This is a genomic window from Microvirga subterranea (genome assembly GCF_003350535.1).
Lineage (GTDB): Bacteria > Pseudomonadota > Alphaproteobacteria > Rhizobiales > Beijerinckiaceae > Microvirga > Microvirga subterranea.
On the sequence record NZ_QQBB01000005.1, the window covers coordinates 360,484 to 385,682 of the forward strand.

Genomic DNA, 25,199 nt, shown 5'->3' on the forward strand with positions numbered 1-25,199 from the left:
CCCTCACTCGGCGGCCGCAGGCAGGGTTCTGGGTCGGTCGAAGTCTTCGAAGAAATGCGTGATTGCGCTCATCACCGGCACGGGCGTGAGGCCTCCCATGGCGCAGAGCGAGGCGTCGGTCATCAACCGGCAGAGGTCTTCGAGCACCTCGAAGTTCTTCTCCGGCTCGTTGCCTGCGATGATGCGGTCCATCACCTCGACGCCGCGCACCGCCCCCACCCGGCAGGGCGTGCACTTGCCGCAGCTTTCCTTGGCACAGAACTCGAAGGCGAAGCGGGCCTGCCGGGAGAGATCGACGGTATCGTCGAACACGACAATGCCGCCATGGCCGACGAGGCCCTTCTCGGCCGCGAAGCTCTCGTAGTCCATCGGAATGTCGAGCATGTGGGCCGGAAAATAGGCGCCGAGCGGTCCGCCGATCTGCACGGCCTTCACGGGGCGGCCGGTAAATGTGCCGCCGCCGAAATCCTCGATGATCTCGCGCAGCGTGACGCCGAAGGCGAGTTCGATGAGGCCGCCACGCTTCACGTTGCCGGCGAGTTGCACGGGCAGCGTCCCGCGGGAGCGTCCCATCCCGTAATCGGCATAGGCCTGCGCCCCATGCTCCAGGATCCAGGGCACGCTGGCGAAGGTGAGCGCATTGTTGACGACCGTCGGCTTGCCGAAGAGGCCTGCGATTGCGGGCAGGGGAGGCTTGGCCCGGACGACGCCGCGCTTGCCCTCGAGACTCTCCAGAAGGGAGGTCTCCTCGCCGCAAATGTAGGCGCCAGCGCCGAGACGCGTCTCCAGGGTGAACGGGCGACCGGAACCCATGACGGAGGCGCCGAGCCAGCCGGCCTGGATCGCCGCCGCGATTGCCGCGTTCATGGTACGGAAAGCGTGCGGGTATTCGGAGCGGATGTAGATGAACCCTTTTGTGGCGCCGACCGCGAGGGCCGCGATGATCATCCCCTCGATCAGGGTGAAGGGATCGCCCTCCATCAGCATCCGGTCGGCGAAGGTGCCGCTGTCGCCCTCGTCGGCGTTGCAGACGATGTACTTCCGATCCGCCTCGGCATGCAGAACGGTGCCCCATTTGATGCCGGTCGGAAATCCTGCGCCGCCGCGGCCGCGGAGACCGGATGCCTTCACCCTGTCGACGATCTCCTGTGCCCCACAGGCGAGGGCGCGATCCAGCCCCTTGAAGCCGCCATGGGCTCGGTAATCGGCAATCGAAACGGGATCGATCACGCCGCAGCGCGCGAAGACGAGGCGCTGCTGGCGGGCCAGATACGGAACATCTTCGAGCCGTCCGATCCGAAGCGGGTGGTCGCCGCCGGCCAGGAAGTCCGCCTCGAACAGGCTCGCGACGTCGTCCGGCCGGAGAGGGCCATAGCCGATGCGGCCCTCCGGCGTCTCGACCTCGATGAGCGGCTCCAGCCAGAACAGACCGCGCGAGCCCGTCCGTACGATCCCGATTGGTTGACCGAGCGTGGATGCCGTTTCGGCGACGGCGCGGGCAATTCGTGATGCGCCGAGTGCAAGCGAGGCAGCATCCTGCGAAATATAGATCCGGGTCATGCCTGCCGCGCCTCCCTGGACAGGGTTGCGAGGGTGGTCGCGTCAAGGCGGGCCACCGGCTCGCCATCATATAGGGCGGCTGGAGCGCACACACAGAGACCGAGACAGTAGACGGCTTCGATCGTCAGGGCGCCGTCAGCGGTCGTCCCGCCCCAGTCAACGCCTTCCTGTTCCAAAATCTGCCGAGCGAGCCGGGGAGCGCCCATCGACTGGCAGGCCTCGGCCCGGCACAGCTTGAGCACGTGGCGTCCGGGGGGCTGGCGGCGGAAATCGTGATAGAAGGTCACGATTCCACGAACTTCGGCCCTGGACAGGTTGAGAGCGGAAGCGATCAGGGGAATGGCCTCGTCGGCCACGAAGCCGAACTCTTCCTGGAGTGCGTGGAGGACGGGAAGCGCGGCACCGTCGCGGTGGGTATGGGCCTCCACGATTTCGCTCGCTCGCGCGATATCCCATTGAACCGGTTGAGGCATTTTCTTCCCTGAACGGCTTCTCTTTTGTCCAGGTTGGCGAAGCGGACCGGCCTTTGCAAGGAGCTTGTCTCACGCCGCGCCAGAAAATTTTATCGATGGCTCACAGGAGGTTCCGCCGGCAGTCCGCGCCTGATCGCAGGGAGGACAACCTGAGGCAGGGGACGGGTATGGTTCCTCTGAACGAAGCATTGGGCGCGCAGCATCACCGGCGACGATTGTCGGCCGAACTTGGGCGTGCATATAATATGATTAATGAGCATGACGCGGCCGGAAGAGCCGAGGAAGACGGACAGGGAGGGAACCAACGATGTTGAGGAACTTTGCGGAACTGCCGCGCTGTAGCTCCCGGCGCGCGGCCGAACGCGTCGCAGCACGTCCAGCCGACGTCGCCGTGACCGCGTGATGGTTCTAGCCAGCAGCCCGAGGGCTTTTCCGAAGGCGCGGTCGGCCCACGACCTCGTGGCCCACGGCCTCGGACACAGCATCATGCAGGGACATTTCCCGGTCGGCAGCACGCTGCCGGGCGATGCGGAGCTGATGGAACTCTTCGGCGTGTCCCGCACGGCCCTGCGCGAAGCGATGAAGACCCTTGCGGCCAAGGGCCTGATTGAGTCGAAGACCAAGGTGGGCACAAAGGTCCTGGGGCGCCACCACTGGAACATGTTCGATCCGGACATTATCGAGTGGCATCTCGATCTGGGCGTGGACGCTCAGTTCCTGGGGTGGCTGTTCGAGATCCGGCAGGCGCTCGAACCGCTGGCCTGTGCAACCGCGGCCCTACGTCGGACGCCGGAGCAGGTGGAGGAGATGCATCAGGCGCTGCTCGCCATGTACCGGTGCGAGAAGAGCCGGCAGGGTTTCACGAAGGCGGACCTCGCCTTCCATCGCGCCATCCTCGAGGCCTCCGCAAATCCGTTCCTGCAGTCGATCGGGTCCGTCATCGGTGCGGCGCTCGCCACCTCCTTCACCATCAGCTCCCCTGTCTCGAGCGACGAGCAATTCAGACGGGTGATGGAGCAACATCAGGCAGTGTTCGACGCAATCGAGGCCGTGAAGCCGGCAGCAGCCGCCGAAGCGATGTCCAACCTGATCCTTCGGGCGGCGGAGCGCGTCGGCATCAAGACGAAGAAGAGTGCCCTGGCGGCTCCTCCCGTCCACGCCTTTTCGGAAGCGTAAGGGCAGAGGGGGAGGCCATTGCCGCACTAAAATAGTATTATAGTATTAATCAGCGAAAGGATGCGTGACTTTCGGACAGGAATGACCTGAAGTTGCAATCGCACAAAGCCGCCGCCAGAGCGGCTCCCCGCTCGCCGGTCGATGCGCGCAGGTCGAAGTGACAATGCCAAACATGCGCCGGAGCCACGATGGGCTCGGGTATGTCAACCTAGGGAGAACGACCTTGAGGACATTCGGTATCGCCTTAACGGCACTGGCTCTCGGAGCCATCGGGCTCGCCGGCCCGGGCCAAGCTCAGGACAAGGGTACGGTCGGTGTGGCCATGCCCACCAAGTCGTCCGCGCGCTGGATCGACGACGGCAACAACATGGTCAAGGTGCTGAAGGAGAAGGGCTACAACGTCGACCTGCAATACGCGGAGGACGACATCCCCAACCAGCTCGCACAGATCGAAAACATGATCACCAAGGGCTCCAAGGTCCTCGTGATCGCCGCCATCGACGGAACGACCCTCTCCGACGCGCTCCAACAAGCGGCCGACAAGGGCATCAAGGTCATTGCCTATGACCGCCTGATCCGCAACTCGAAGAACGTCGACTACTACGCCACTTTCGACAACTTCCAGGTCGGCGTGCTTCAGGGCGGCTACATCGAGAAGGCGCTCGGCCTGAAGGAGGGCAAGGGCCCGTTCAACATCGAGCTCTTCGGCGGCTCGCCGGACGACAACAACGCGTATTTCTTCTACAACGGCGCGATGTCGGTGCTCGAGCCCTATATCAAGAGCGGAAAGCTCAAGGTTCAGAGCGGCCAAATGGGCATGGACAAGGTTTCGACCCTGCGATGGGACGGCGCGGTCGCCCAGTCCCGCATGGATAACCTGCTCAGCGCCTACTACACCGACAAGCGCGTCGACGCTGTCCTGTCGCCGTATGACGGTCTGAGCATCGGAATCATCTCGTCGCTCAAGGGCGTCGGCTACGGCACGCCGAAGCAGCCGATGCCGATCATCACCGGGCAGGACGCCGAGGTTCCGTCGGTCAAGTCGATCCTCGCCAAGGAGCAGACCCAGACCGTGTTCAAGGACACGCGCGAGCTCGCGAAGGTCGCGGCGAACATGGTGGACGCCACGCTGTCGGGCAAGACGCCCGAGGTGAACGACACCAAGACCTATGAGAACGGCGTCAAGGTCGTGCCGTCCTACCTGCTGAAGCCCATCAGCGTCGATGCCTCCAACTGGAAGGAAGTCCTGGTGGGCAGCGGCTATTACAAGGAAAATCAGATCCAGTAGTCCACGCGAGAGGAGGGGACCCTGCGCGGGAGCGCGGGGTCTTCTTTCCGTTGCAGGGCCCCTGCGGGCCTGATGGGCCGAAACTGATCCGAGGTGCGGGATGAATGCGATCCTAGAGATGCGCGGGATCACCAAGACGTTTCCGGGCGTGAAGGCCCTGGACAACGTCAACATCACCGTAAAGGCCGGCGAGATTCACGCCCTCGTCGGGGAGAATGGAGCGGGCAAGTCCACGCTGATGAAGGTTCTCAGCGGCGTCTATCCCTATGGCACCTATTCCGGCGACATCTACTACGAGGGCGAGGAGCGCCGCTTCAAGGGGATCGCCGACAGCGAGAAGCTCGGCATCATCATCATCCACCAGGAACTGGCCCTCGTGCCGCTCCTGTCGATCGCGGAGAACATCTTTCTCGGAAACGAGCAGGCGGAATTCGGCATCATCGACTGGTCGACAGCGTTCTCGCGCACGAAGGAGCTGCTGAAGACGGTCGGGCTCAGCGAATCCCCGGAGACCCTGGTGACCAATCTCGGCGTCGGCAAGCAGCAGCTCGTCGAGATCGCCAAGGCGCTTTCCAAGAAGGTGAAGCTGCTCATTCTCGACGAGCCGACCGCCAGCCTGAACGAGAAGGACAGCGATGCGCTCCTGGAGCTGCTGCTCAGGTTCAAGGAGCAGGGCATCTCGTCGATCCTGATCTCGCACAAGCTCAACGAGATCTCGAAGGTGGCGGACGCGATCACGGTGCTCCGCGACGGCGGCACCGTCGAGACCCTCGACTGCCGGAGCCAGGACATCGGCGAGGACCGCATCATCCGCGGCATGGTGGGCCGCACCATGGAAGACCGCTATCCCAAGCGGGAGCCGAAGATCGGCGAGACCATCTTCCAGGTGGAGAACTGGTCCGCTTACCATCCGCTCCATGCTCATGTGCAGGTGGTCAAGAACGTTGATCTGAACATCAGGCGCGGCGAGATCGTCGGCATCGCCGGCCTGATGGGGGCAGGGCGGACCGAGTTCGCCATGAGCCTCTTCGGCAGGAGCTACGGTCAGAATATCAGCGGTCGGGTTCTCCTGCACGGCAAGGAGATCGACGTGAGCACGGTGGAGCGGGCGGTCTCGAACGGGATTGCCTACGCCACCGAGGACCGCAAGACCTATGGCCTCGTGCTTGACGAAGATATTCGCAAGAACATTACGCTCGCCCGTCTCGGCGGCGTCTCGAAGAACCTCGTCATCGACGATATCCAGGAGCTGGCGGTCGCGAACGATTTCCGCAAAAGGCTGAGGATCAGGAGTTCGAGCGTCTTCCAGCAGACCGTCAATCTCTCGGGCGGCAACCAGCAGAAGGTCGTGCTGAGCAAGTGGCTCTTTGCCGATCCAGAGATCCTCATCCTGGACGAGCCCACCAGAGGCATCGACGTCGGGGCCAAGTACGAAATCTACACCATCATCAACCGCTTGGCGGATTCGGGAAAGGGCGTTCTGATGATATCATCGGAAATGCCGGAACTGCTCGGCATGTGCGACCGGATCTACGTGATGAACGAAGGTGCCCTGATCGCCGAATTCGATGCCGCGGAGGCATCCCAGGAAAAGATCATGCATGCCATTGTTAAGTCGGGGAGACGCTGAGATGGACACCAGGATCGCAGAGGATCTTCGCGCTCCCCGGCAGACCTCTTGGCTGGACTTCGTGCGGACGCATTTCCGAGATTACGGAATGCTGCTGTCGCTCCTCGTCATCATGCTGTTCTTCCAGGTGGTGACGGACGGAACCCTCCTGAGGCCCCTCAACCTCACGAACCTGGTCCTCCAGAACAGCTACATCGTCATCATGGCGCTGGGCATGCTGCTGGTGATCGTTGCCGGGCACATCGACCTGTCGGTGGGCTCGATCGTCGGCTTCGTCGGCGGCCTAGCGGCCATGATGATGGTCCGGTGGGGCTTCGACCCGGTAACGACGACCATCGCGTGCTTGGTCGTCGGCGGCCTCATCGGGGCGGCGCAGGGCTACTGGGTGGCGTACTTCAAGGTGCCGTCCTTCATCGTGACCCTGGCCGGCATGCTCGTCTTCAAGGGGCTCACGCTGGCGCTTCTCGGCGGCATGTCCGTCGGCCCGTTCCCCGTCGGGTTCCAGAGGCTGAGCTCCGGCTTCATCCCGGACCTCTTCGGCGGCGAAGGATTCAACTATACCTCCTTGTTCCTCGGAGTCGTCAGCGTGGCGGTGCTGATCTACTTCAGCTTCCGCACCCGGGCCAACCAGCTCAAGCACGCGGTCGAGACGGCCCCGTTCGGCCTATTTCTGTTCAAGAACGCGCTGCTGGCCGGTCTTGTCGTCGCGTTCTGCTATCTGATGGCGACCTATCGCGGGCTCCCCAACGTCCTCGTCATCATGGCGGTGCTGATCGCGCTCTATGCCTTCGTGACGAACCGCACCACGATCGGGCGACGCATCTATGCCCTGGGTGGAAACGAGAAAGCCGCCAAGCTGTCCGGCATCAAGACGGAGCGGCTAACTTTCCTGACCTTCGTGAACATGGGGGTGCTGGCAGGGTTGGCCGGCCTGATCTTCGCGGCGCGCCTGAACACCGCAACTCCCAAGGCCGGTCTGGGCTTCGAACTCGACGTGATCGCCGCCGTCTTCATCGGCGGGGCCTCGGCCACGGGCGGCGTTGGCAAGGTGACGGGTGCCGTCATCGGCGCCTTCGTGATGGGCGTCATGAACAACGGCATGTCGATCCTCGGCATCGGCATCGACTATCAACAGGTCATCAAGGGCCTCGTGCTCCTCGCGGCCGTGTCGCTGGATGTCTACAACCGCAAGAAGTGAGGTGAGTTCGCCGGGACCGGCCCGGGCAGATCGAACAGGTCGCCCGCGACGCGCGTTCAGCAGGTTGGGCGGCCCGTCTCAACCCGGATTGTCCCTAGGTGAAGCGGGCTCTCTTTTGCCGCAATAGGGGAGCTTCATCGATAGTGTCGTCCAAAGGTGCTGAGTCGTGGGCCCTGAACGGTTCGTCGCATTCCTGCTCCGCACACTCGTGGCTATCGTGCTCGCGGCAAGTCCGGTCACGGCCGAGCTTGCCTGGGCGGCCAGCAATGCGGCCGCTACCGACGATTCCTGCAAGGCAGCACTCCTCGATCAGGATCAGGCGCTCGACGATACGATCAAGGCCAAGGTCGATGGAGTGATGGGCGGCGGCGCGTCCGATTGGCGTGCCGTTCCAACAGGGACCTGCGAGCTCACGCTCGACCATGCTCGGTTCATTCGAACTGGTCAGGTCGCCTACCCGACTGCGCCTCCTACGCATCCTCCATGCGCGGCCCCTCCGACAGGTCCTCCTTCCTTCCGATGAGCTGACGCGTCGCCGCTCGACGGCCGCGCGTCCCGCGCCGGCGCTTCGCCGCCGCCGGCGCATTCCTGCTCGCGCAAAGGAGGTTTCCATGCGCCTATCGTCATTCGCCGCAATCGTGGGCCTGTTCCTGGCCACACCTGTCGTTGCCCAGACCGCTCCTCAGACCGCTCCCGCGAAGCCGCCGGCCAGCAGTCCGGCCCCCACCGCCAGGGCGGTCGCTCCAACGACTGCTCCCTCAAGCAGCCTGATCGATATCAACACGGCCACGAAAGATCAGCTCGATGCGCTGCCGCAGATCGGGACGGCGCGTGCGGACGCGATCATCAAGGGCGCCCATATCGCGCGAAAAGCGATCTGATCGACAAGAAGATCATTCCGCAGAACGCCTACGACGCCATCAAGGACAAGATCGTTGCCCGGCAGAAGACCTGAGAATGTCGCCGGACCATCGATCATCCCGGAATTGAAGAGGTCACCATGACGATCGCTCCCACCCGCCAGACCCATTTCCGGGTCCGGCGATATGACGCCGATCCCGCTCGCAACGTTGCTGAAGCTCTGGAAATCTCCCGTGCCCTCGATGCGGTCGAGGCAAGTTATGAGCAGGACCGACAATGCCTGAACGAATGGCCTGGACCGGAAGCTCTCAAGCAGCATTTTCTGAAGGAGCTTGCGTGCCGGTATACCCGCGATAGGGATTGGCTCATGCAGCGGCTGGTGGAGATTCACCAGCGCACGTTCATGCGCCCGGTTGTCGGGGGGCAGCCGCGCGCCCATTGACGGAGAGCGCCCTAAAGAGCGGCAAGACCGCTCTCGGAAGGGAAGAACTCTGCCTGAGGGTTTATTTCCCCGCCGGAAGACCGGCGGGGATGGTGTTTGTGCGCCGGCTTCGGAACGGACCAGCCGGCCGTGATGTGGTCGACCTGTCCGCGTATTCACGACATGATGGCAGCCACATATCCTTCAGACCGGGCCAATGATGCAACATGACTGCAATGGAGTTCTGGTTACATTGTGGTTGAAATCACCTTAGATGAATTAAAAACTAAATATATCGCCTTGCCGCCGGTTGGAAATGTTCCAATCTGAACCTGTAATAATTCAAAACTAGAGTCCTTGACTCGTATATACTGTCATTGTTAGGCGGAGCGCGTTGTTGTTTCTGAAAGTTCCGCATTGTGAAGATCAATCTTGTCTTGCTGGCGTCGTCGGCAATCGCACTCATCCCTCATGCTGCGTCTGCGCAATCAGCTGAAACGCGTGCCATCCAGCTCGACGAGGTGGTCGTCGAAGGAGCCGGCAATGGGCAATCCGGTGCCATCAATGCGAATGGTTATGTGGCGACCTCGACCCGCAGCGCCACGAAGACAGACACGCCGATTCTCGAGGCACCGCAATCGATCTCGACTGTGACCCAGGAGCAGCTCGAGGATCGCAAGCCGCAGACCCTCCTCGACGCGCTTGCCTACACGCCCGGCACAAGCGTGACCAATTACGGTTTCGACCCGCGCTACGACGCCTTCACTATCCGTGGTGTGGACGTCACCTATACGGGCGTCTTCCGGGATGGCCTCCGGCAGGTCAACAGCCCCAATGGCCTGTTCCGCCTCGAGCCCTACGGCCTGGAGGGCATTGCGATCCTCCGTGGGCCTGCCGCCTCGATCTATGGGGCAAGCAGCACGGGCGGCATCGTCGACCTCATCTCCAAGCGCCCCACCTTCCTGCCGTTTCGCGAGGTCGAGGTTCAGACGGGCTCCTACGGCCGCCTGCAGGGCGTGTTCGATCTCTCAGGCCCTGTGGGTTCGGATCAGACGCTCTTCTACCGGTTGACCGGTCTCGCGCGGGAGGCGGGGACCGAGATCGGCGCCGTCAAGGACGACCGCGTCTTCATCGCACCAGCCATCACCTGGAAGCCGACAGCGGACACGACCCTCACGGTCCTCGGCGAATACATGGATTCCACGACCGGCGGCACGGCGGCCTACGTCAACGAATATGCGCCTTACGTCGATCGGCAGGGCAACATCACCTACAAGTCGGTCGGAGCGACCAGGCAGTTTCTCGGCGACGAGCGCTACAACGACTTCCGGCAGAAGCAAGGCCGCATCGGCTACGAGTTCGAGCACCGCTTCAACGACATGTTCACCCTGCGCCAGCGCACGCGCTTCTCGGCGCTCGGGACGAACCAGGAATACGTCTCTTCCGGATCTCCCGGCCTCGTCCGCGAGACCAACTGGGGCATCGTCTCCGACACCCACCTCGAGAGCCGCGTGCGTACGGGAGCGGTCGACCACACGATCCTGACCGGTGTGGACGTGAGTCGCCTGAGCTACCGGTCGAAGGAGGGCTTCGGCGGGGTGCCGGTGGGAGTCGATCCGGTTCTGGCCTATCGCTCGAACCAGACGCAGACTCTGACAGGCATCTATGTGCAGGATCAGCTCAAGTGGCAGAACTGGCGCCTGACGCTCGGCGGACGGCATGACTGGCTGTCGAGCGATTTCGCGAGCGGGGGCACGATCTTCAACCGCGACGACACCAAGTTCACGGGGCGCGCGGCACTGGGTTATGTGACCGACTTCGGACTTGCTCCTTATGTGAGCTGGGGAACGTCCTTCACGCCCAATCCGGGAACCCTCCTGTCCGGCGCCGTCGCGGAGCCGACGACCGGCGAGCAGGTCGAGCTCGGCGTGAAATACGACATCCCAGGCTACAACGCTTCCCTGCGCGCCGCGGTGTTCGATCTCCGGCAGGAGAATGCGGTCGTCTACGAGGTGGTCAACGGCCTCAACCAGCAGGTTCAGCTCGATCTGCGCTCCCAGGGAATCGAGCTCGAAGCGGTCGCGTCGCTGACAGAGGGCCTGAACCTTCAGGCCTCCTATTCCTACAACGATGCGCGCATCCTGAAGCTCACCCCCGAGACGGAAGGCAACCGCCTCACCGCGGTGCCCTATCACATGGCGTCCGTCTGGCTCGACTACACGGTCCAGGACGGGGCGGCGAAGGGTCTCGGCATCGCCGGCGGCGTGCGTTATGTCGGCTCGAGCCTCGGCGACAACCTCAGCAGAGCGGTCCTCGACAACGAGCCACGCACCTATCTCGACGCTGCAATCCGCTACGACCTGGAGAACATCGATCCGAGCCTTAGGGGCATGCGCCTCCAGGCGCATGCCAGCAATCTCCTGGACGAGGTGAGCCAGGTCTGTACCTCCGGCTACTGCTACTTCGACGAGGGGCGTAAGGTGATTGCCAGCCTGCGGTATCGCTGGTGACGGCCGGCCGCCCTCGCGGGCAGGGGCCGCAGAGCCAGGGCCTTGCCGCTCCAGCGGCCATCGTCCTGACGCTCGGAGGGCTCTATGTCGGTCAGAGCATCATCAGCGGCCTGACCTTCATTGCGCTGCCGAGCGTGCTGCGCGACCGCGGCCTGCCGCTCGACCGGATCGGGCTGACCTATCTGGCGGTGCTGCCCTGGGCTCTCAAGTTCCTGTGGGCTCCGGCCGTCGAGCGTTATCGCCTGCCGCCGACAGGGCCGAGCCGTTCGCGCTCGATAGTCGTGGTCGGCGGCCTTATCTCCGCTCTGGGGCTCTGCATCGTCGGGCTGATCGGCCCGACCCATCTCGTTCCGGTGATCGTGGTTTTCACGGCGATCGCCTTTGCGGCCTCCACTGTGGACATCGCGTGCGATGGGCATGCAGTCGAGCGCCTGTCCGAACCCCATCACGGTTGGGGCAACGCCGCCCAGGTCGGCGGGGCCTATCTCGGCTCGGCGATCGGGTCCGGGCTCTTTCTCGTTCTCGTGGCCCGGCTGGACTGGGATACGGCGACCTGCGCCATGGCGGCGCTTCTGCTGCTGCTCGGGGTGCCATTCTTGCTCTGTTCCGGGGGCAATGCACCCGCCCTGCGCGAGCACCAGCCGTCCCTGCGCCATGCCTTGGGCCGGCGCGAGATCCGCAAGGGCCTTTGTCTCGCGGCGATCTACGTTGTGGCGCAGAAATGGGCTCTGAGCATGCTGGGCCCCTTCCTGATCGATTCCGGGGTGGAACTCGCGTCGCTCGGTTTCATCAACGGCGTCGGCGGCATGATCGTCGGCTTCGCTTGCGCCTTGCTGGGCGGCGCATTGGTCCGCGTCTGGGGTGCGGCATCGGTGATGCTGCTCGCTCTGGTGCTGCAGGCCTGCACACTCGCGGCTCTGGCGGCCGCCGCCTGGCGGGGAGGGGTGCCGCAGCCTCTTCTCGTGGCGCTGGCGCTTGCGAGCTCGTCTGGCCTTATGGCGCTTGGCTTCGTGGCGCTCTATGCGCGCTTCATGGCCTTGTCCGACCCGCGTCAGGCCGGAATCGACTTCACGCTGCTGCAATGCATGGATGCCCTCGTCAGCATGGCGGGCGGCATCGGTGCGGGCTGGGTGTCGCAGCATCTCGGCTATGGCGCCTGTTTCGGTGCCGCAGCCGCCTTTGCGATCATTGCCGCGCCTGTCGTATCCGTCCTGAACCGAAGCAATGCATCGCAACAGCTCTCAAACGTGCTGCCTGCGACCGCGAAGGGGCTCTAGGAAGGCGATGATCTCCTCTCTGGCCCCCTGCTTCACCGGAACGCTGCTGCGCTTCAAGGATGCACTAGCCCTGCCGGGGGAGCATGCCTCCTCGATCGCCGGAAGTGATCTTCTCGACGTCGGCGTCGCAGAGGACCTCATGGCGCGCTTCGCTTCTCTCCATCCCGGCGGGGATCGCCGGGCGCTCGTGTCGATGTGGACCCACTGGCACTTCGGAGCCCTGATCATCCCCACGACCGCCGCCATTCTGCTCCTCGGCCGCAATCTTCCCGTCGGTCTGGAGCACGTACGGATCGCGCTCCAGGAGGACGGGCGGACGGAGGCCGTTATCGTTGAGGACGATGGAAGCTCTCGCGAGACTGACGGGACGGGCCGCTTCGCAAATCTCTTTGCGGGGCACGTCGAGCCGCTGATCGATCGCTTTGCGGCGCAATTTCGCGTCTCGCCGCGCCTGCTTTGGACCAATGCTGCGACGATCTTCGATTGGGCCCTGCAGCAGGCCTCAGCCTTCGACGGGGTGTGCCGATATGCTCTGGACGAGGGTTACAGCATGCTCGAGAGCAAATCCGACGCAACGGGGCGGCCGAATCCAATGTCTGGCGCCATGATCTGGCGGGAGCAGGATTGTCAGAAGGTCCGCAAGCGCAAGGTCTGCTGCCTGCGATACCTCCTGCCCGGGATGGCCGATTGCGGGAGCTTATGTCCACTTCCGGAACGCAGCCGCGGGACCGTCGCTACGCATTGAGGTGCAAGCGGCACCGAAGGTCTCGGCCCTGAGGGCCGAGCCTTCGTGCGGTTCTGGCGTCAGATCGAGGCCTTCTTGACGAAGCGGTCGTCGAAGGTCGTCGTGAGATCGACCTTGGCGTCCCTCAGCTCCGGATCGAGCTGCTTGAGCATGTCCATGACGCTGTTCATGCCCTCGGGCGAGACGATTCCGTTCCGGGAATAGCTCTCCAGCGAGTTCTGCACGGCTTTGATGTAGAGCGGCTTGTCGCCGAGGTGGTATTCGGGCGGCACCGTGTCCGCGACATCCTCGGGCTTGGCGGTCTGGAGCCATTTCAGCGACTTCATGAAGGCGTTGACCAGGCGTTGCGTGGTCACCGGATTGGCGTCGATGAAATCCTTCTTCGTGTAGAACGTCGCGGCCGGGTTGGAGCCGCCGAACAGGGACCGGGTGCCGGCCTCGGTACGGGTGTCGATGAGCACCGTGATGTCGCCGTCGGATTCCAGCTTTGCGATGACAGGGTCGAGGTGCGAGATCACGTCGATCTCGCCTTTCTGCATGGCGGCGACGGCGCTCGCGCCCGACCCGACGCCGATGAACGCGGCATCCGTTGGCTTCAGGCCCGCCTTGACCATGGCATATTGCGTGGTCAGGGCCGTGGAGGAACCAGGAGCCGTCACGCCGATCTTGAGCCCCTTGAAGTCGGCGGCAGACTTTATCTTGTCAGCCTTGTCCTTCTTGACCGCGATCACGATCGCCGGAAAACGGCCGAGCTCCGTGATGGCACGCACGTCCTGGCCCTTGGCCTGCATGCGGATCGTGTGCTCATAGGCGCCCGTCACGACGTCGACGGAGCCGCCGATGAGCGCCTGCAGCGATTTGGCGCCGCCGCCGAAGTCGTTGATCTCGACGTCGAGTCCCTCTTCCTTGAAGAAGCCCCTGCGTTCCGCGATCGTGAGCGGGAGGTAGTAGAGCAGCGGCTTTCCGCCGACGCCGAGGGTGACCTTGCTCTTCTCCGGCTTCTCCTGCGCAAAGGCCCGCGAGCCCGCACCGGCCGCGAGGGCGGCAGCGCCTGTTCCGATCAGAAATGTACGGCGTTTCATCCCAATTCTCCCTGCTTCGCTGCAGATGTCGGCGGGCAGGATTGCTCAAACCTGCCCGGTTGTCGATGGGGCCGGGCGCCAGACCAGGAGCCGGTTCTCGATCATCGTCACGAGCGCGTCGATGATGATCACGAAGATCGAGAGGATCACCATGCCGGCAAACACGCCTGTGACGTCGAAGACGCTCTCCGCCTCATGGATCTTGTAGCCGAGCCCGGCGGACGACCCGAGATACTCGCCCACCACTGCGCCCACGAGGGCGAAGCCCACGGAGGTGTGCAGCGAGGAGAACATCCAGGTGAGGGCAGCCGGCCAATAGACGTGCCGCAGAAGCTGGCGCTCGTTCATGCCCAGCATGCGCGCATTCGACAGCACCACGGGGCTCACCTCGCGAACCCCCTGATAGACGTTAAAGAAGACGATGAAGAACACGAGCGTGAAGCCGAGCGCCACCTTCGACCAGATTCCGAGCCCGAACCACAGGGCGAAGATCGGTGCCAGCACCACGCGGGGCAGGGCGTTCGCGGCCTTGATGTAGGGATCGAACACGGCGGCGAGGACCTCTCGGCGCGCGAACAGGAAGCCGAAGAGGATTCCACCCGCGGCTCCGAACACAAAGGCCAGGATGGTCTCCACCAGCGTGATCCAGAGATGCCGCCAGATCTCGCCGGAGGCGAACTCCTTCCAGACCCGAGCCAGAACGTCGACCGGGTTCGAGAAGAAGAACTGCGTCTGCTTGACCGGAGCCAGGATGGGGTAGGCCGTCAACACGTGCCAGAGCAGCAGGAAAACAAGTCCTACGGCAATCTGGAGGCCGAGCAGCTTCAGCCGTTTCATGCGGTTCCTCCCTCGCCCTGCGCATAGGCCTTCTGCACCTCTGTCCGCAGGCTGGCCCAGATCTCCTTGTGGATGTGGTGAAACTCCGGCTCGACGCGCAACTCCGCGATGTCGCGGGGGCGGGCCAGCGTGACGGGAAAATCGCCGATGATGCGGGCCGCGGGGCCTGCGGACATCACCACCACCCGGTCCGCAAGCGCGATGGCCTCTTCGAGATCGTGCGTGACGAAGAGCACGGCCTTGCGGTTAGCGGCCCAGAGGTCGAGGAGCAGGTTGCCCATGATCTGCCGGGTCTGCGCGTCGAGTGGGCCGAAGGGCTCGTCCATGAGGAGGATTTCGGGGTCGCGGATCAGCATCTGCGCCAGTGCAACACGCTTTCTCTGTCCGCCCGAGAGCATGTGCGGGTAGCGATCCACGAAGGCCGCAAGACCGACGCGGCGCAGCCACTCCCGCGCCTTCGCATCCGCCTCCGTGCGCCCCACGCCCTTGGGCTCGAGCGCGACCGCGACGTTCTGGAGTGCGGTCTTCCAGGGCATCAGCGCATCCTGCTGGAAGAGATATCCGGCGCGTCCGTTCAGGCCCTGTAACGGCGCACCGAAGATTTCGACCTTCCCGTCGGACGGCTTAAGGAGGCCCGCCGAGGCATTCAGCAGGGTGGACTTGCCGCAGCCGGTGGGACCGACGATAGCGACGAATTCCATCGGCCGCACAGTGAGGTCGATCGTGCGGACGGCGGTGTAGCCGCTCCCCTTGGCTCCGAAGGTGATGGCAACGTTGTTGAGCGATACGGCAGGTGCGTCTGGTGTTGTTGACATGAGGCCGGGCGTTTCCTGCGCCTGTCGGCGGCGCTTCCCGTCAGGCTAGAGCCTCAGCTCCCGATGGCAAGCCCCAGTCGGTCGAAGGCTTTCGCCGGTCCACACGGTTTCGCCTAGGCCGGCGTCTCGGTTACTCACGCGGTCCGCCAAATGTCTCCTCAGCCAGGACCGCCCAATGCGGCGAGCGCAATCGAATCCGCAACGAAGTCATAGCGATCGGTCAGGATGCTGGTGGCGACGCGGATGTGGTTGATCGGACGTACGGAGCACTTCGCTCCGGGCAGGACCGCGATGCCCCGCGCGGCCAATGTCACCAGTGCGAACTGCTCCGAACCCACCGGGATCCATACGCAAAGCCCGTCTCCGGGCGGAAGCATGATGCCGCGCTCGCTCAGGGGCTCGGCGAGCGCCGCGCGTCGGGCCGCATAGGATTTGCGGGCTTCTTCCACGATTCGGGAGCTCTCCTCGTTGTCGAGCAGCCATGCCGTCGTGGCTTGGAGGAGGCGACTGGTCCAGCCGGAGCTGAAGCTCCGATAGGACTGGATCTGCTTGACCACGCTGAGGGAGCTTGAAAGGACCGCCAGTCGCAGATCCGGTCCGAGCGACTTCGAGAACGACCGGATGTGGATGACTCTCTTGGGAAACAGACGCCCGAGGCTGGCCGGGGGGAGCGGAGAAACATCGCCCACTCCGTCGTCCTCAATGATGTAGCAGTCGCTGGCCTCCAGGGGCGTGGCGAGTTCCGCGAGACGCTCCGCGCTCACGGCGCGGCCCGTGACGGAATGGGTGCGCGGCTGGAAGATGAAGGCGGTCGGCTTCTTCTGCAGGGCCTTCGCCAATGAGGCGGGCAACGGCCCGTCGATGTCGCATTCGACCGGAATGATCTCGGCGCCCAAATCCTCGATGATGTCGAGGATGCGCATGGCTGTCGGGTCCTCGATGGCGATGCACGCGCCCGGCATCACCAGAGCGTGCAGCGCCGAATAGATAGCATTGTAGCCGCCGTTAGTCGCGAGGAACGTCTCCGGCTGGTAGGGCCAGCGCCGTTCGACGGCCGTGCGCAGCTCGGAGAGAATTGGCGTGCGCTCATAACTGTTCAGATTATCGGCCTGCGCTGCGTGGGCGAGAGCTTGGCCGAGAGGCGGCAGGAGGTTCTGGTCGGGCACCGCCATGGTCAGGTCGAGCACTCCTTCCCCAAAGTGACCGACACTGCCCATCCGCGCGGGACGGGGTGCAACAGTGTTTCCAAATACATAGGTGCCGGTGCGGCCGCGCCCGCTGATCATCTTCTGGCGACGCAGCTCGCTCCAGGCGTCGGAGACGGTGGCTGGGCTCACGCCGAGCTTGAAGGCGAGGTCCCGCACTGTCGGCAGACGGGAGCCGATGGGAAGGGCGCCCGACCGGATGAGAGCGCTCGTTTCCACCGCGATGCCACGCGCAGTGCGCTCCTTCAGCCGCTCAGCGAACCATTCAACGTCGGGAACAGGGTCCATCGCATTCCATCTTTTAATGTTCAGTAACATAATAGTTATTGATCAGCAGAAATGAACATTTAATTTTCAACTCCGGCAAACATTTGGCCGGCACATGTTCTGCCGGCGAGCGGCAGGAGAATTCTGTGAGGGTAACCGTCCGTCTGGCGCTTCGTGATTGGGACTACATGACGCCGCTGGTTCTCGGCGATGTCGGGTCCGACCGCATCGACGTGAAGGTGGACCGGGTCGGCACCCTGCCGGAGGATTTCGCCAACGATCCGCGCTATGACGCCAGCGAGATTTCGTTCAGCCGCTACACGACCGGTCGTTCGCGCGGCGACACGGCGATCGTGGGAATTCCGAACTTCCTCATGCGCGGGTTCCGCCATCGCTGCATCATCACGGCCGGCAAGAGCCCGCTGACGCGTCTCGAGGACCTCAGGGGCAAGCGGATCGGCGTCACCGGCTGGCAGGATTCGGGCAATACGTGGACGAGGGCGGCGTTGGCGCAGGCCGGCGTCGGGATCGAGGACGTGCGCTGGTATGCGGGTCGTCTGACCGAAGCGCATCCGATCGTCGATCGCCTCGGCCGCTATGCGCGCCCCGGCCGGATCGAGGCGGTGCCGGGCGAGCGCCCGATGCTCGACCTGCTTGAGAGCGGTGAGCTTGACGCCGTCTTTACGCCCTTCATGCCGTCCGGCTTCTTCGGTCGCGACTCGAAATTCCGACACCTTCTGACGGATCTGCATGGCGCCGAGCTCGCGTACTTCAATGCGGTCGGCTACGTTCCGGGCATCCACATCCTCGGCATCAAGGCCGCCTTCGCGGCGGAGCATCCCTGGCTGGCGCAGGAGCTGAGCGATCTACTCGACGAGTCCCAGCGCGTTTGGCTCGAGAAGCGCCGCAAATATGCGGACACGACGCCGTGGATCATCGAGGAGCTTGGCCGCTGCGGTCGTGATCTGCCGGACGTCTGGAACGCCAGCGGGCTCGAGCCCAACCGCAAGATGATCGCCGACTTCCTAGCCGAGATCCGCAAGCAGGGTCTGGCCGATACCGATCTCACGCCTGATGCCTTGTTTCCGGCCGCGCAGAACCTCGTAGGAGAGCCCGCATGAAAGTCGCCCTTGGACAATTCGCCGTCAGCCGGGAATGGCAGGACAATGCCGATACCTGCGTCCGGCTCATGAAGCAGGCGGATGCCGCCGGCGCCGACGTGCTCGTGCTACCGGAGGGCATCCTCGCCCGCGACATCGCCGATCCCGACATCGTGCTCAAGTCGGCGCAGGCTCTCGACGGCCCGTTCATGCAACAGGTGCTCGAGGCCAGCCGCGGCTCGAATCTTGCCATGATGACTTGCATCCACGTGCCGTCCGGCTCCGGCCGGGTCTTCAACGTGCTCATCACCGTACGCAACGGCGAGATCGTCTCGCAGTACCGCAAGCTGCACCTCTACGATGCCTTCTCGGCGAAGGAATCCACGAACGTTCAGCCCGGCGAGGAGGTGCCCGGCATCCTTGAGATCGCGGGTCTGAAGGTCGGGATGATGACCTGCTACGACCTGCGCTTCCCGGAGATGGCGCGGCGCCTCGCTGTGGACGGGGCGGACGTGATCATGTTGCCTGCCGCCTGGGTGCGCGGTCTCGGCAAGGAGGCTCACTGGGAGATCCTGGTGACCGCCCGCGCGCTCGAGAATACCTGCTACGTAGTGGCTGTGGGCGAATGCGGAGAGCGGAACATCGGCGCGAGCATGGTGGTCGATCCGCTGGGCGTCGCAATCGCCCGCGCCGGCGAGGTGCCGACGCTCCTCTTCGCCGAGATCGATCCCGCGCGGATCGCCCATGCGCGCTCCGTCCTTCCGGTCCTCGCCAACCGACGCTTCGTCCGTCCGGAGCTGGCCCATTCCGCTCAATCGCAGACGGAAGCTGCGTAATCTTCAAAGCCAAAAGGGAACGAACACATGACCATTCGCACGATCCTATGCGCCACCGCCGTCGCCATGGCGATGTCCCAGGCGCCTGCCTTCGCTCAGGCGACCTCCAACGCGGCCATCCCGGAGCAGAAGGCGAACGACGCCCTGCGCGCCAAGCTGCCCGAGGACGTCAAGTCGTCGAACAAGCTGATCTCGGTCAACAGCGGTTCGTTCCCTCCCTATGAGATCGTCACCGACACTCGCACCATGACCGGCGCCAGTGCCGACATGACCGATGCGATCGGCCAGCTCCTGGGCGTCAAGATCGAGCATGCCACCGTCAGCGGCCTCTCGGCCCTGCTCAGCGGCATCAAGTCCGGCCGCTACCAGTTCTCCATGGGACCGGTAGGCGACTTCAAGTCCCGCCAGGAGGCGAATGACTTCGTGGACTGGGTGCAGGAATACGTCGTCTTCGCAGTGCAGAAGGGCAACCCCAAGGGCATCAAGTCCCTCGACGATGCCTGCGGCGCACGCATTGCCGTGCAGTCCGGCGGATCGGCCGAGAAGGTGATCAAGGCCCAGGCCGAGAAGTGCGAAGCGGACGGAAAGCCGAAGCTCGAGGTTCAGTCCTACACGGATCAGCCGACCTCGATCCTCTCGGTCCGCTCGAAGCGTGCGGACGCCTTCTTCTCATCGCAGGCCCCGCTGACCTACTTCGTGCAGCAGTCGAACGGGGAACTGGAGCTGACAGGTGTCGGCCAGAAGAATGGCTTCGACGATCTGTTCCAGGGCGCCGTCGTTACCAAGGATTCGCCGCTTGGGCCTGTTCTCCTCGCTGCCATCCAGGAACTCGTGAAGAACGGCACCTACGCCCAAATCATGAAGAAGTGGGGGCTTGAGAACAACATGATCGCCGAGCCCGGCATCAACAAGGCGCAGAAGTAACGATCATGACCGAGCGCACCATCAGTCCTTCCATGGATCTGCGCGATGTCGCTAACGCGCACCAGCCGATCGAGTGGGGCCGCTGGCTCCTCTGGGCCTTCGTGCTGGTCGTCGCGGCGAACTTCGCCTGGATCGTCGCCTGGAATCCGAATTTCGGCTGGCCCATCGTGGCCGAGTGGTTCACCGCCGAGTCGATCCTGAAGGGGCTGTCGGTGACGCTCGGTCTGACCGTCGTGGCGATGATCATCGGCACGGCGATCGGCCTCATGCTGGCCATCGCCCGCATGTCGAACGATACCTTGTTCAGCTCCCTGGCGGGGCTCTTCATCTGGTTCTTCCGCGGCACGCCGCTGCTGGTCCAGCTGATCTTCTGGTACAATCTGTCGACCCTGTTCCCGCAGATCTCGATCGCGGTTCCGTTCGGCCCGACGCTCGTCAGCTGGAATACGAACGATCTCATCACTCCGATGACGGCCGCGATCGCCGGACTGTCGCTCAACGAGGCGGCCTATATGGCGGAGATCATCCGCGGCGGCCTGCTGTCCGTCGACAAAGGGCAGGTCGAGGCCACCGATGCGTTCGGCATGACCCGTGGGCGGGCTCTCCGGCGCATCATCATTCCGCAGGCGATGCGCTCGATCATTCCGCCGACCGGCAATCAGCTCATCAGCATGATCAAGGCGACGTCCCTCGTGAGCGTCATCGCCATGGCCGATCTGCTCTACTCCGTGCAGGCCGTCTACAACCGGACCTTCGAGGTCATCCCGATGCTGATGGTGGCCGTGATTTGGTACCTGGTCATCACCTCGATCCTGAACGTCGGACAGGGCTTCATCGAGCGCTATTATGCTCGCGGCGAGCGTGGCGCCACCGACGTCCGCGCCAATGTCCGCATGGAGGAGCCGGCATGACCATTGCGGCCGAAAAGATCTCGCCTGTTCCTGCCGAGCCCCTGGTTCGAGCACGCAACGTTCACAAGTCCTTCGGCAGCAACGAGGTGCTGAAAGGGATCGATCTCGACGTGATGCCCGGCGAGGTGGTCGTGATCCTCGGCCCATCGGGGTCGGGCAAGTCGACGTTCCTGCGCTGCATCAATCACCTCGAGGCGATCGACCGCGGGTCGATCGTGGTCGCTGACGAGCAGATCGGGTACGAATTGCGGAACGGGCGCCTGCACAAGCTCTCCGACCGGGCCATCGCTGTCCAGCGCCGCAAGATCGGAATGGTGTTCCAGCAGTTCAATCTCTACCCGCACATGACGGCGCTGGAGAACATCATCGAGGCTCCGGTCGGCGTCCATAAGCAGAACCGCCGCGAGGCGCAGGCTTATGCGATGGAGCTGCTCTCCCGGATCGGCCTGACCGAGAAGGCTCATGCCTATCCCCGCCAACTCTCCGGAGGCCAGCAGCAGCGCGTCGCCATCGCTCGCGCCCTGGCGATCAAGCCGAAGCTCATGCTCTTCGACGAGCCGACCTCGGCGCTCGATCCGGAACTCGTCGGCGAGGTGCTGGCGACGATGAGGGACTTGGCCGACCAGGGGCTCACCATGATCGTCGTGACGCACGAGATCGGCTTCGCCCGCGAGGCTGCCGACCGGGTGGTGTTCATGGATGGCGGCGTGGTCGTCGAGCAGGGTCGGCCGGAGGTCGTCCTGTCGAACCCGAGCCATCCGCGCACACGCCTCTTCCTCAGCCGCTTCATTCAGCGGGGTTGAGGCTGATTCCCAAACGAGCGGGGCGAGACATCGCCCCGCCGGCTAGACGGCGAGCTCCTGCTCGACGAGCGCGATCCAGAAGGCGACGCCGGTCGCGATGGCTTCGTCGTTGAAGTCATACGCGGTGTTGTGGTGCAAAGCTCCGTCCACCGCAGGCCCGTTTCCGAGCCATACGTAGGCGCCGGGCGCCGCCTCACCAAAAAAGGCGAAGTCGTCGCCCGCGGTCGACGGCGGAAAATCCGTCACGACCCGCGATCCGCAGACCGCCCTCGCGGCAGCGAGGGCCCGCGCCGTCGCGTCGGAATCGTTGACCACCGGCGGAATGCGCCGAGTGAACGTGTATTCCACCTCGATGCCGAACATGGCGGCGACGCCATGGGCGAGCCTTCCGATCTCGGTTTCGAGCTGGTCGCGGACCTGCGCGGAATAAGCGCGTGCCGTCCCGCCGATCTCGACAATGTCCGGGATGACGTTGAGCGCCTTCGGGTCCCCTGCGCGAACGGAACAGGCGCTGACGACGGCGGGCTGCAAAGGATCAACGACCCGGCCCACGATCGTCTGCAGCGCAGTGAGAAAATGGCCGCTTGCTGTGATTGGATCCTTTCCGAGGTGTGGCTTTGCGCCATGCGTGCCGACTCCCCTGAATATCACGATCCAGCTGTCGGAAGAGGCGAGCTGCGGCCCAGCCGTTACGGCCATTTCATCGGGCGCGAGGCCCGGCATGTTATGCAGGCCGTAGACGGCGTCGCAGGGAAAGAGGCGGAAAAGCCCATCCTCGACCATCCGCTTCGCGCCGCCGCGGCCCTCTTCCGCCGGTTGAAAGATGAAGTGCACCGTGCCGGAGAAATTGCGGGTGCGGGCGAGAGTGCGCGCGGCGCCCAGTAGCAGGACCGTATGTCCATCATGACCGCAGGCATGCATCTTGCCGTCGAACTTCGACTTGTAGGGACGGTCCGCGATCTCCGGCATCGCCAGCGCATCCATGTCGGCGCGAAGCCCGATGGTGCGCGTCCCGTCTCCGACCTGAAGGGTGCCGACCACGCCGGTCTTGCCCAACCCGCGATGAACCCGAATGCCGGCCTCATCCAGGAGCGAGGCGACGATCCCGCTCGTGCGCTCCTCCTCGAACCCGAGCTCCGGGTGGGCGTGGAGGTCTTGGCGAAGGTTCCGCAGGAATGGTAGATCCGCCTTGATCGGGTCCTGAAGGGGCATCGTGCTGTCGATCCTGTAGCTGTCGGCCTGGAGCAGCGTTCCCGTCGCACACCATGGGGGTCCTTCGATCCGGCTGAAGGATGAGAGAAACGAGCAATGCAGCCGCATGACTTCTGGCAGGAGGTTCATCCTCCTTCGACGTTCGAGCGTCAACCCGGGGCGGGATACAAGGCCTACTTTCCCGCAGAGTTCGACGATGGCCGCCAGATCCGACTTCCCATCCGCGAACTGGCCGATGGAAAGCATGGGATCGCATCCCTGATCATCAATCAGGCGAGCTTCCCGGTCGAGGAGGCTCTGTGCGCGAGCCTGGCCCTGAAGGTCGCGCCGTTCCAGCCGGAGATCGTCGTCGGGTTGCCGACCCTCGGCCTCACCCTGGCACGAGGCGTCGCGAAGAGGCTGGGCCACAGCCGCTACGTTCCGCTCGGGACATCCCGGAAGTTTTGGTATCGGGAGGAACTGTCGGTGCCGATCGCGTCGATCACGAGCCCCGGGCACACCAAACGGCTCTACGTTGATCCGCGCATGTTGCCTTTGCTCGACAACAGGAAGGTCCTCCTCGTCGACGACGTGATCAGCAGTGGGCGCTCCATCAAGGCGGCGCTGGATCTGCTTTCCGCCTGCGGCGTGCGGCCCGTAGCCATCGGAGCGGCGATGCTCCAGACGGATGCCTGGAAGACCGAACTGGGAAGCGCCGATCCGACTTTGCCGGAGTGTGTGGTGGGTGTCCTGCGGACGCCCCGTCTCACCCGTCTGCCGGGCGGCGGATGGGCCCAAGAGCTGCCGACGCGCTGATCTGCATCAATATTTAGCAGATTGACCGGAAGGAAAGCAGGGCGTTTCTCGAAACAGCCCTTTTATGCGGCTCTGGTTGTGCTAATGCGTGGCGTCCGCAGGGCATGGCTCTCGTCTGAGCAGCGCATGACGATCATCGCCCTGGTCTGCATATACGCAATGGGATATCGTTTATTGCGCCGCTGCAGCAGAGGAGATCCGCGAGATGATTGGGCGTTGGAGCAAACCGTTCATAAGCATGGCCTTTGTCGTGGCGTCCCTGACGGCGGCCCCGGCCATGGCGCAGAACAAGACCCTCACGATCTCCTGGTGGGGCTTCAACGGTGACAAGCTTGAGGAAATCGTGCTCAAGCCGTTCCGCGCTCAATGCGGCTGCGAACTCGTCTTCGAGACCGGCAACAACGCCGACCGCCTGAACAAGATCAAGATCCGCGGCGGTGGTGGCGTCGACGTCGTCTACCTGACCGACAGCTATTCTCAGATCGGCATCCAGGAGGGGCTCTTTCAGCAGGTCGACCGATCGAAGATCCCCAACATCAACGGCATCTACGAGGTCGCTCGTGAGCCGCAGGGCAAGTTCGGGCCGGCCTACACGATCGGCCGCATCGGCATCATCTACGACAGCGCGAAGGTGAAGAACCCGATCACCTCCTGGAATGACCTCTGGCGCGAGGAGTTCAAGCGTCGCGTGTCGCTGCCCGGCATCACCACCACGGCCGGCCCCATGACGGTGCTGGTCGCGGCGAGCCACGCGGGCGTGGATCCCTACAAGGACCAGAAGGCCGCATTCGCCGCGCTCGAAAAGCTCAAGCCCAACGTGGTGAAGAACTACAACACCGGCTCCGAGCTCGTGAACCTCTTCTCGACGGGCGAGGTCTCGGTCGCCATCGCGCAGGACTTCACGCTCGCCCAGATCCAGGCCGCCGTGCCGACGGCCCGCTGGGCCGACCTGTCCGAGGGCGACTACGCGACCCTCAACACGATTAACATCGCAAAGGGTGCGGCCAACCCCGATCTCGCGCACCAGTTCATCAACTTCATCCTCGATCCGAAGATCCAGCAGACCCTGGCTCAACGGGGCGTCGATGCGCCCGTTGCGACGGCCGTTCAACTCACTCCCGAGGAGGCATCCCGCTGGACCTACGGCGAGAAGATGGTCTCTTCGCTCAAGCGCGTCGACTACGAGAAGCTGAACGCCGCGAAGACCGACTGGCTCGACGAGTGGAGTGAGGTCTTCGGACGGTAAGCATCGGACATGATCTCGAAACGGACA

The 25,199-nt window shown here is 63.8% G+C and carries 24 protein-coding genes; 16 read left to right on the top strand and 8 right to left on the bottom strand.

Going from position 1 to position 25,199, the window contains the following annotated elements:
- Positions 1-3: 3 nt before the first annotated feature.
- Entirely contained in the window at positions 4-1,560 is a 1,557-nt protein-coding gene (locus DES45_RS14980) for a formate dehydrogenase beta subunit (RefSeq protein ID WP_114770812.1), read from the bottom strand.
- Positions 1,557-2,033 carry a formate dehydrogenase subunit gamma gene (locus DES45_RS14985; RefSeq protein ID WP_114770813.1) on the bottom strand — a complete coding sequence of 159 codons (477 nt, stop codon included), beginning with the start codon at positions 2,031-2,033 and terminating at the stop codon, positions 1,557-1,559. The genes DES45_RS14980 and DES45_RS14985 overlap by 4 nt, the downstream gene beginning before the upstream one ends.
- Positions 2,034-2,435: 402 nt before the next feature.
- Here DES45_RS14985 and DES45_RS14990 point away from each other — a divergent pair, with 402 nt between their 5' ends.
- The 4 genes from DES45_RS14990 to mmsB all read left to right on the top strand — a co-directional run bounded on the left by DES45_RS14990 (position 2,436) and on the right by mmsB (position 7,325).
- Positions 2,436-3,209: a FadR/GntR family transcriptional regulator gene (locus tag DES45_RS14990; RefSeq protein WP_114770814.1), complete on the top strand. Its 774-nt coding sequence runs from the start codon at positions 2,436-2,438 to the stop codon at positions 3,207-3,209.
- A gap of 238 nt (positions 3,210-3,447) precedes the next feature.
- Complete coding sequence (gene chvE, locus DES45_RS14995) at positions 3,448-4,497, top strand: multiple monosaccharide ABC transporter substrate-binding protein (protein WP_425374288.1); 1,050 nt, start codon at positions 3,448-3,450, stop codon at positions 4,495-4,497.
- A 100-nt stretch (positions 4,498-4,597) separates the two neighbouring features.
- A complete protein-coding gene (gene mmsA, locus DES45_RS15000; RefSeq protein ID WP_114770816.1) occupies positions 4,598-6,127 on the top strand; it encodes a multiple monosaccharide ABC transporter ATP-binding protein in 1,530 nt (509 codons plus the stop codon).
- Between the two features lies 1 nt (position 6,128).
- The gene (gene mmsB, locus DES45_RS15005; protein ID WP_114770817.1) at positions 6,129-7,325 is read left to right on the top strand and encodes a multiple monosaccharide ABC transporter permease; all 1,197 of its coding nucleotides are present in this window, start codon (positions 6,129-6,131) and stop codon (positions 7,323-7,325) included.
- A 94-nt stretch (positions 7,326-7,419) separates the two neighbouring features.
- On the opposite strand, the gene DES45_RS15010 is transcribed toward mmsB, so the two are convergent.
- A complete protein-coding gene (locus DES45_RS15010) occupies positions 7,420-7,749 on the bottom strand; it encodes a hypothetical protein (protein ID WP_114770818.1) in 330 nt (109 codons plus the stop codon).
- 187 nt (positions 7,750-7,936) lie between these two features.
- On the opposite strand from DES45_RS15010, the gene DES45_RS15015 reads away from it, so the two are divergent.
- From DES45_RS15015 to fhuF, 5 genes are all read left to right on the top strand, one after another.
- Positions 7,937-8,206: a ComEA family DNA-binding protein gene (locus DES45_RS15015; protein ID WP_342633530.1), complete on the top strand. Its 270-nt coding sequence runs from the start codon at positions 7,937-7,939 to the stop codon at positions 8,204-8,206.
- Between the two features lie 119 nt (positions 8,207-8,325).
- Positions 8,326-8,628, top strand: a complete 303-nt coding sequence (locus DES45_RS15020) for a hypothetical protein (RefSeq protein ID WP_114770819.1) — start codon at positions 8,326-8,328, stop codon at positions 8,626-8,628.
- A gap of 398 nt (positions 8,629-9,026) precedes the next feature.
- Entirely contained in the window at positions 9,027-11,117 is a 2,091-nt protein-coding gene (locus DES45_RS15025) for a TonB-dependent siderophore receptor (protein WP_170151517.1), read from the top strand.
- Entirely contained in the window at positions 11,114-12,394 is a 1,281-nt protein-coding gene (locus DES45_RS15030; protein WP_245571732.1) for an MFS transporter, read from the top strand. The genes DES45_RS15025 and DES45_RS15030 overlap by 4 nt, the downstream gene beginning before the upstream one ends.
- A gap of 7 nt (positions 12,395-12,401) precedes the next feature.
- On the top strand, positions 12,402-13,139 hold the full coding sequence (gene fhuF, locus DES45_RS15035; protein WP_170151518.1) for a siderophore-iron reductase FhuF: 738 nt from the start codon (positions 12,402-12,404) through the stop codon (positions 13,137-13,139).
- 59 nt (positions 13,140-13,198) lie between these two features.
- Here the strand turns inward: fhuF and DES45_RS15040 are convergent, their stop codons facing one another.
- The 4 genes from DES45_RS15040 to DES45_RS15055 all read right to left on the bottom strand — a co-directional run bounded on the left by DES45_RS15040 (position 13,199) and on the right by DES45_RS15055 (position 17,366).
- Entirely contained in the window at positions 13,199-14,221 is a 1,023-nt protein-coding gene (locus DES45_RS15040; RefSeq protein WP_114770822.1) for an ABC transporter substrate-binding protein, read from the bottom strand.
- Positions 14,222-14,266: 45 nt separating this feature from the next.
- The gene (locus tag DES45_RS15045; RefSeq protein WP_114770823.1) at positions 14,267-15,058 is read right to left on the bottom strand and encodes an ABC transporter permease; all 792 of its coding nucleotides are present in this window, start codon (positions 15,056-15,058) and stop codon (positions 14,267-14,269) included.
- The gene (locus tag DES45_RS15050; RefSeq protein ID WP_114770824.1) at positions 15,055-15,873 is read right to left on the bottom strand and encodes an ABC transporter ATP-binding protein; all 819 of its coding nucleotides are present in this window, start codon (positions 15,871-15,873) and stop codon (positions 15,055-15,057) included. Before DES45_RS15050 ends, DES45_RS15045 begins: the two co-directional genes overlap by 4 nt.
- Positions 15,874-16,031: 158 nt before the next feature.
- Positions 16,032-17,366 (bottom strand): aminotransferase-like domain-containing protein, encoded by a 1,335-nt coding sequence (locus DES45_RS15055; RefSeq protein ID WP_114770825.1) that lies wholly within the window; start codon positions 17,364-17,366, stop codon positions 16,032-16,034.
- Positions 17,367-17,491: 125 nt separating this feature from the next.
- On the opposite strand from DES45_RS15055, the gene DES45_RS15060 reads away from it, so the two are divergent.
- The 5 genes from DES45_RS15060 to DES45_RS15080 all read left to right on the top strand — a co-directional run bounded on the left by DES45_RS15060 (position 17,492) and on the right by DES45_RS15080 (position 21,919).
- Positions 17,492-18,466, top strand: a complete 975-nt coding sequence (locus DES45_RS15060) for a type 2 periplasmic-binding domain-containing protein (RefSeq protein WP_114770826.1) — start codon at positions 17,492-17,494, stop codon at positions 18,464-18,466.
- Positions 18,463-19,281 (top strand): deaminated glutathione amidase, encoded by an 819-nt coding sequence (locus tag DES45_RS15065; RefSeq protein WP_114770827.1) that lies wholly within the window; start codon positions 18,463-18,465, stop codon positions 19,279-19,281. Before DES45_RS15060 ends, DES45_RS15065 begins: the two co-directional genes overlap by 4 nt.
- A gap of 66 nt (positions 19,282-19,347) precedes the next feature.
- The gene (locus DES45_RS15070; RefSeq protein WP_425374289.1) at positions 19,348-20,205 is read left to right on the top strand and encodes an ABC transporter substrate-binding protein; all 858 of its coding nucleotides are present in this window, start codon (positions 19,348-19,350) and stop codon (positions 20,203-20,205) included.
- A gap of 5 nt (positions 20,206-20,210) precedes the next feature.
- Entirely contained in the window at positions 20,211-21,116 is a 906-nt protein-coding gene (locus DES45_RS15075) for an amino acid ABC transporter permease (protein WP_114770829.1), read from the top strand.
- A complete protein-coding gene (locus DES45_RS15080; RefSeq protein ID WP_114770830.1) occupies positions 21,113-21,919 on the top strand; it encodes an amino acid ABC transporter ATP-binding protein in 807 nt (268 codons plus the stop codon). The genes DES45_RS15075 and DES45_RS15080 overlap by 4 nt, the downstream gene beginning before the upstream one ends.
- 42 nt (positions 21,920-21,961) lie before the next feature.
- On the opposite strand, the gene DES45_RS15085 is transcribed toward DES45_RS15080, so the two are convergent.
- On the bottom strand, positions 21,962-23,131 hold the full coding sequence (locus tag DES45_RS15085; RefSeq protein WP_114770928.1) for a M20 aminoacylase family protein: 1,170 nt from the start codon (positions 23,129-23,131) through the stop codon (positions 21,962-21,964).
- A gap of 96 nt (positions 23,132-23,227) precedes the next feature.
- Here DES45_RS15085 and DES45_RS15090 point away from each other — a divergent pair, with 96 nt between their 5' ends.
- Both DES45_RS15090 and DES45_RS15095 read left to right on the top strand, forming a co-directional pair.
- Positions 23,228-23,926, top strand: a complete 699-nt coding sequence (locus DES45_RS15090; protein WP_114770831.1) for a phosphoribosyltransferase — start codon at positions 23,228-23,230, stop codon at positions 23,924-23,926.
- A gap of 205 nt (positions 23,927-24,131) precedes the next feature.
- The gene (locus tag DES45_RS15095; RefSeq protein WP_114770832.1) at positions 24,132-25,172 is read left to right on the top strand and encodes an ABC transporter substrate-binding protein; all 1,041 of its coding nucleotides are present in this window, start codon (positions 24,132-24,134) and stop codon (positions 25,170-25,172) included.
- The last annotated feature ends 27 nt before the right edge of the window (positions 25,173-25,199 follow it).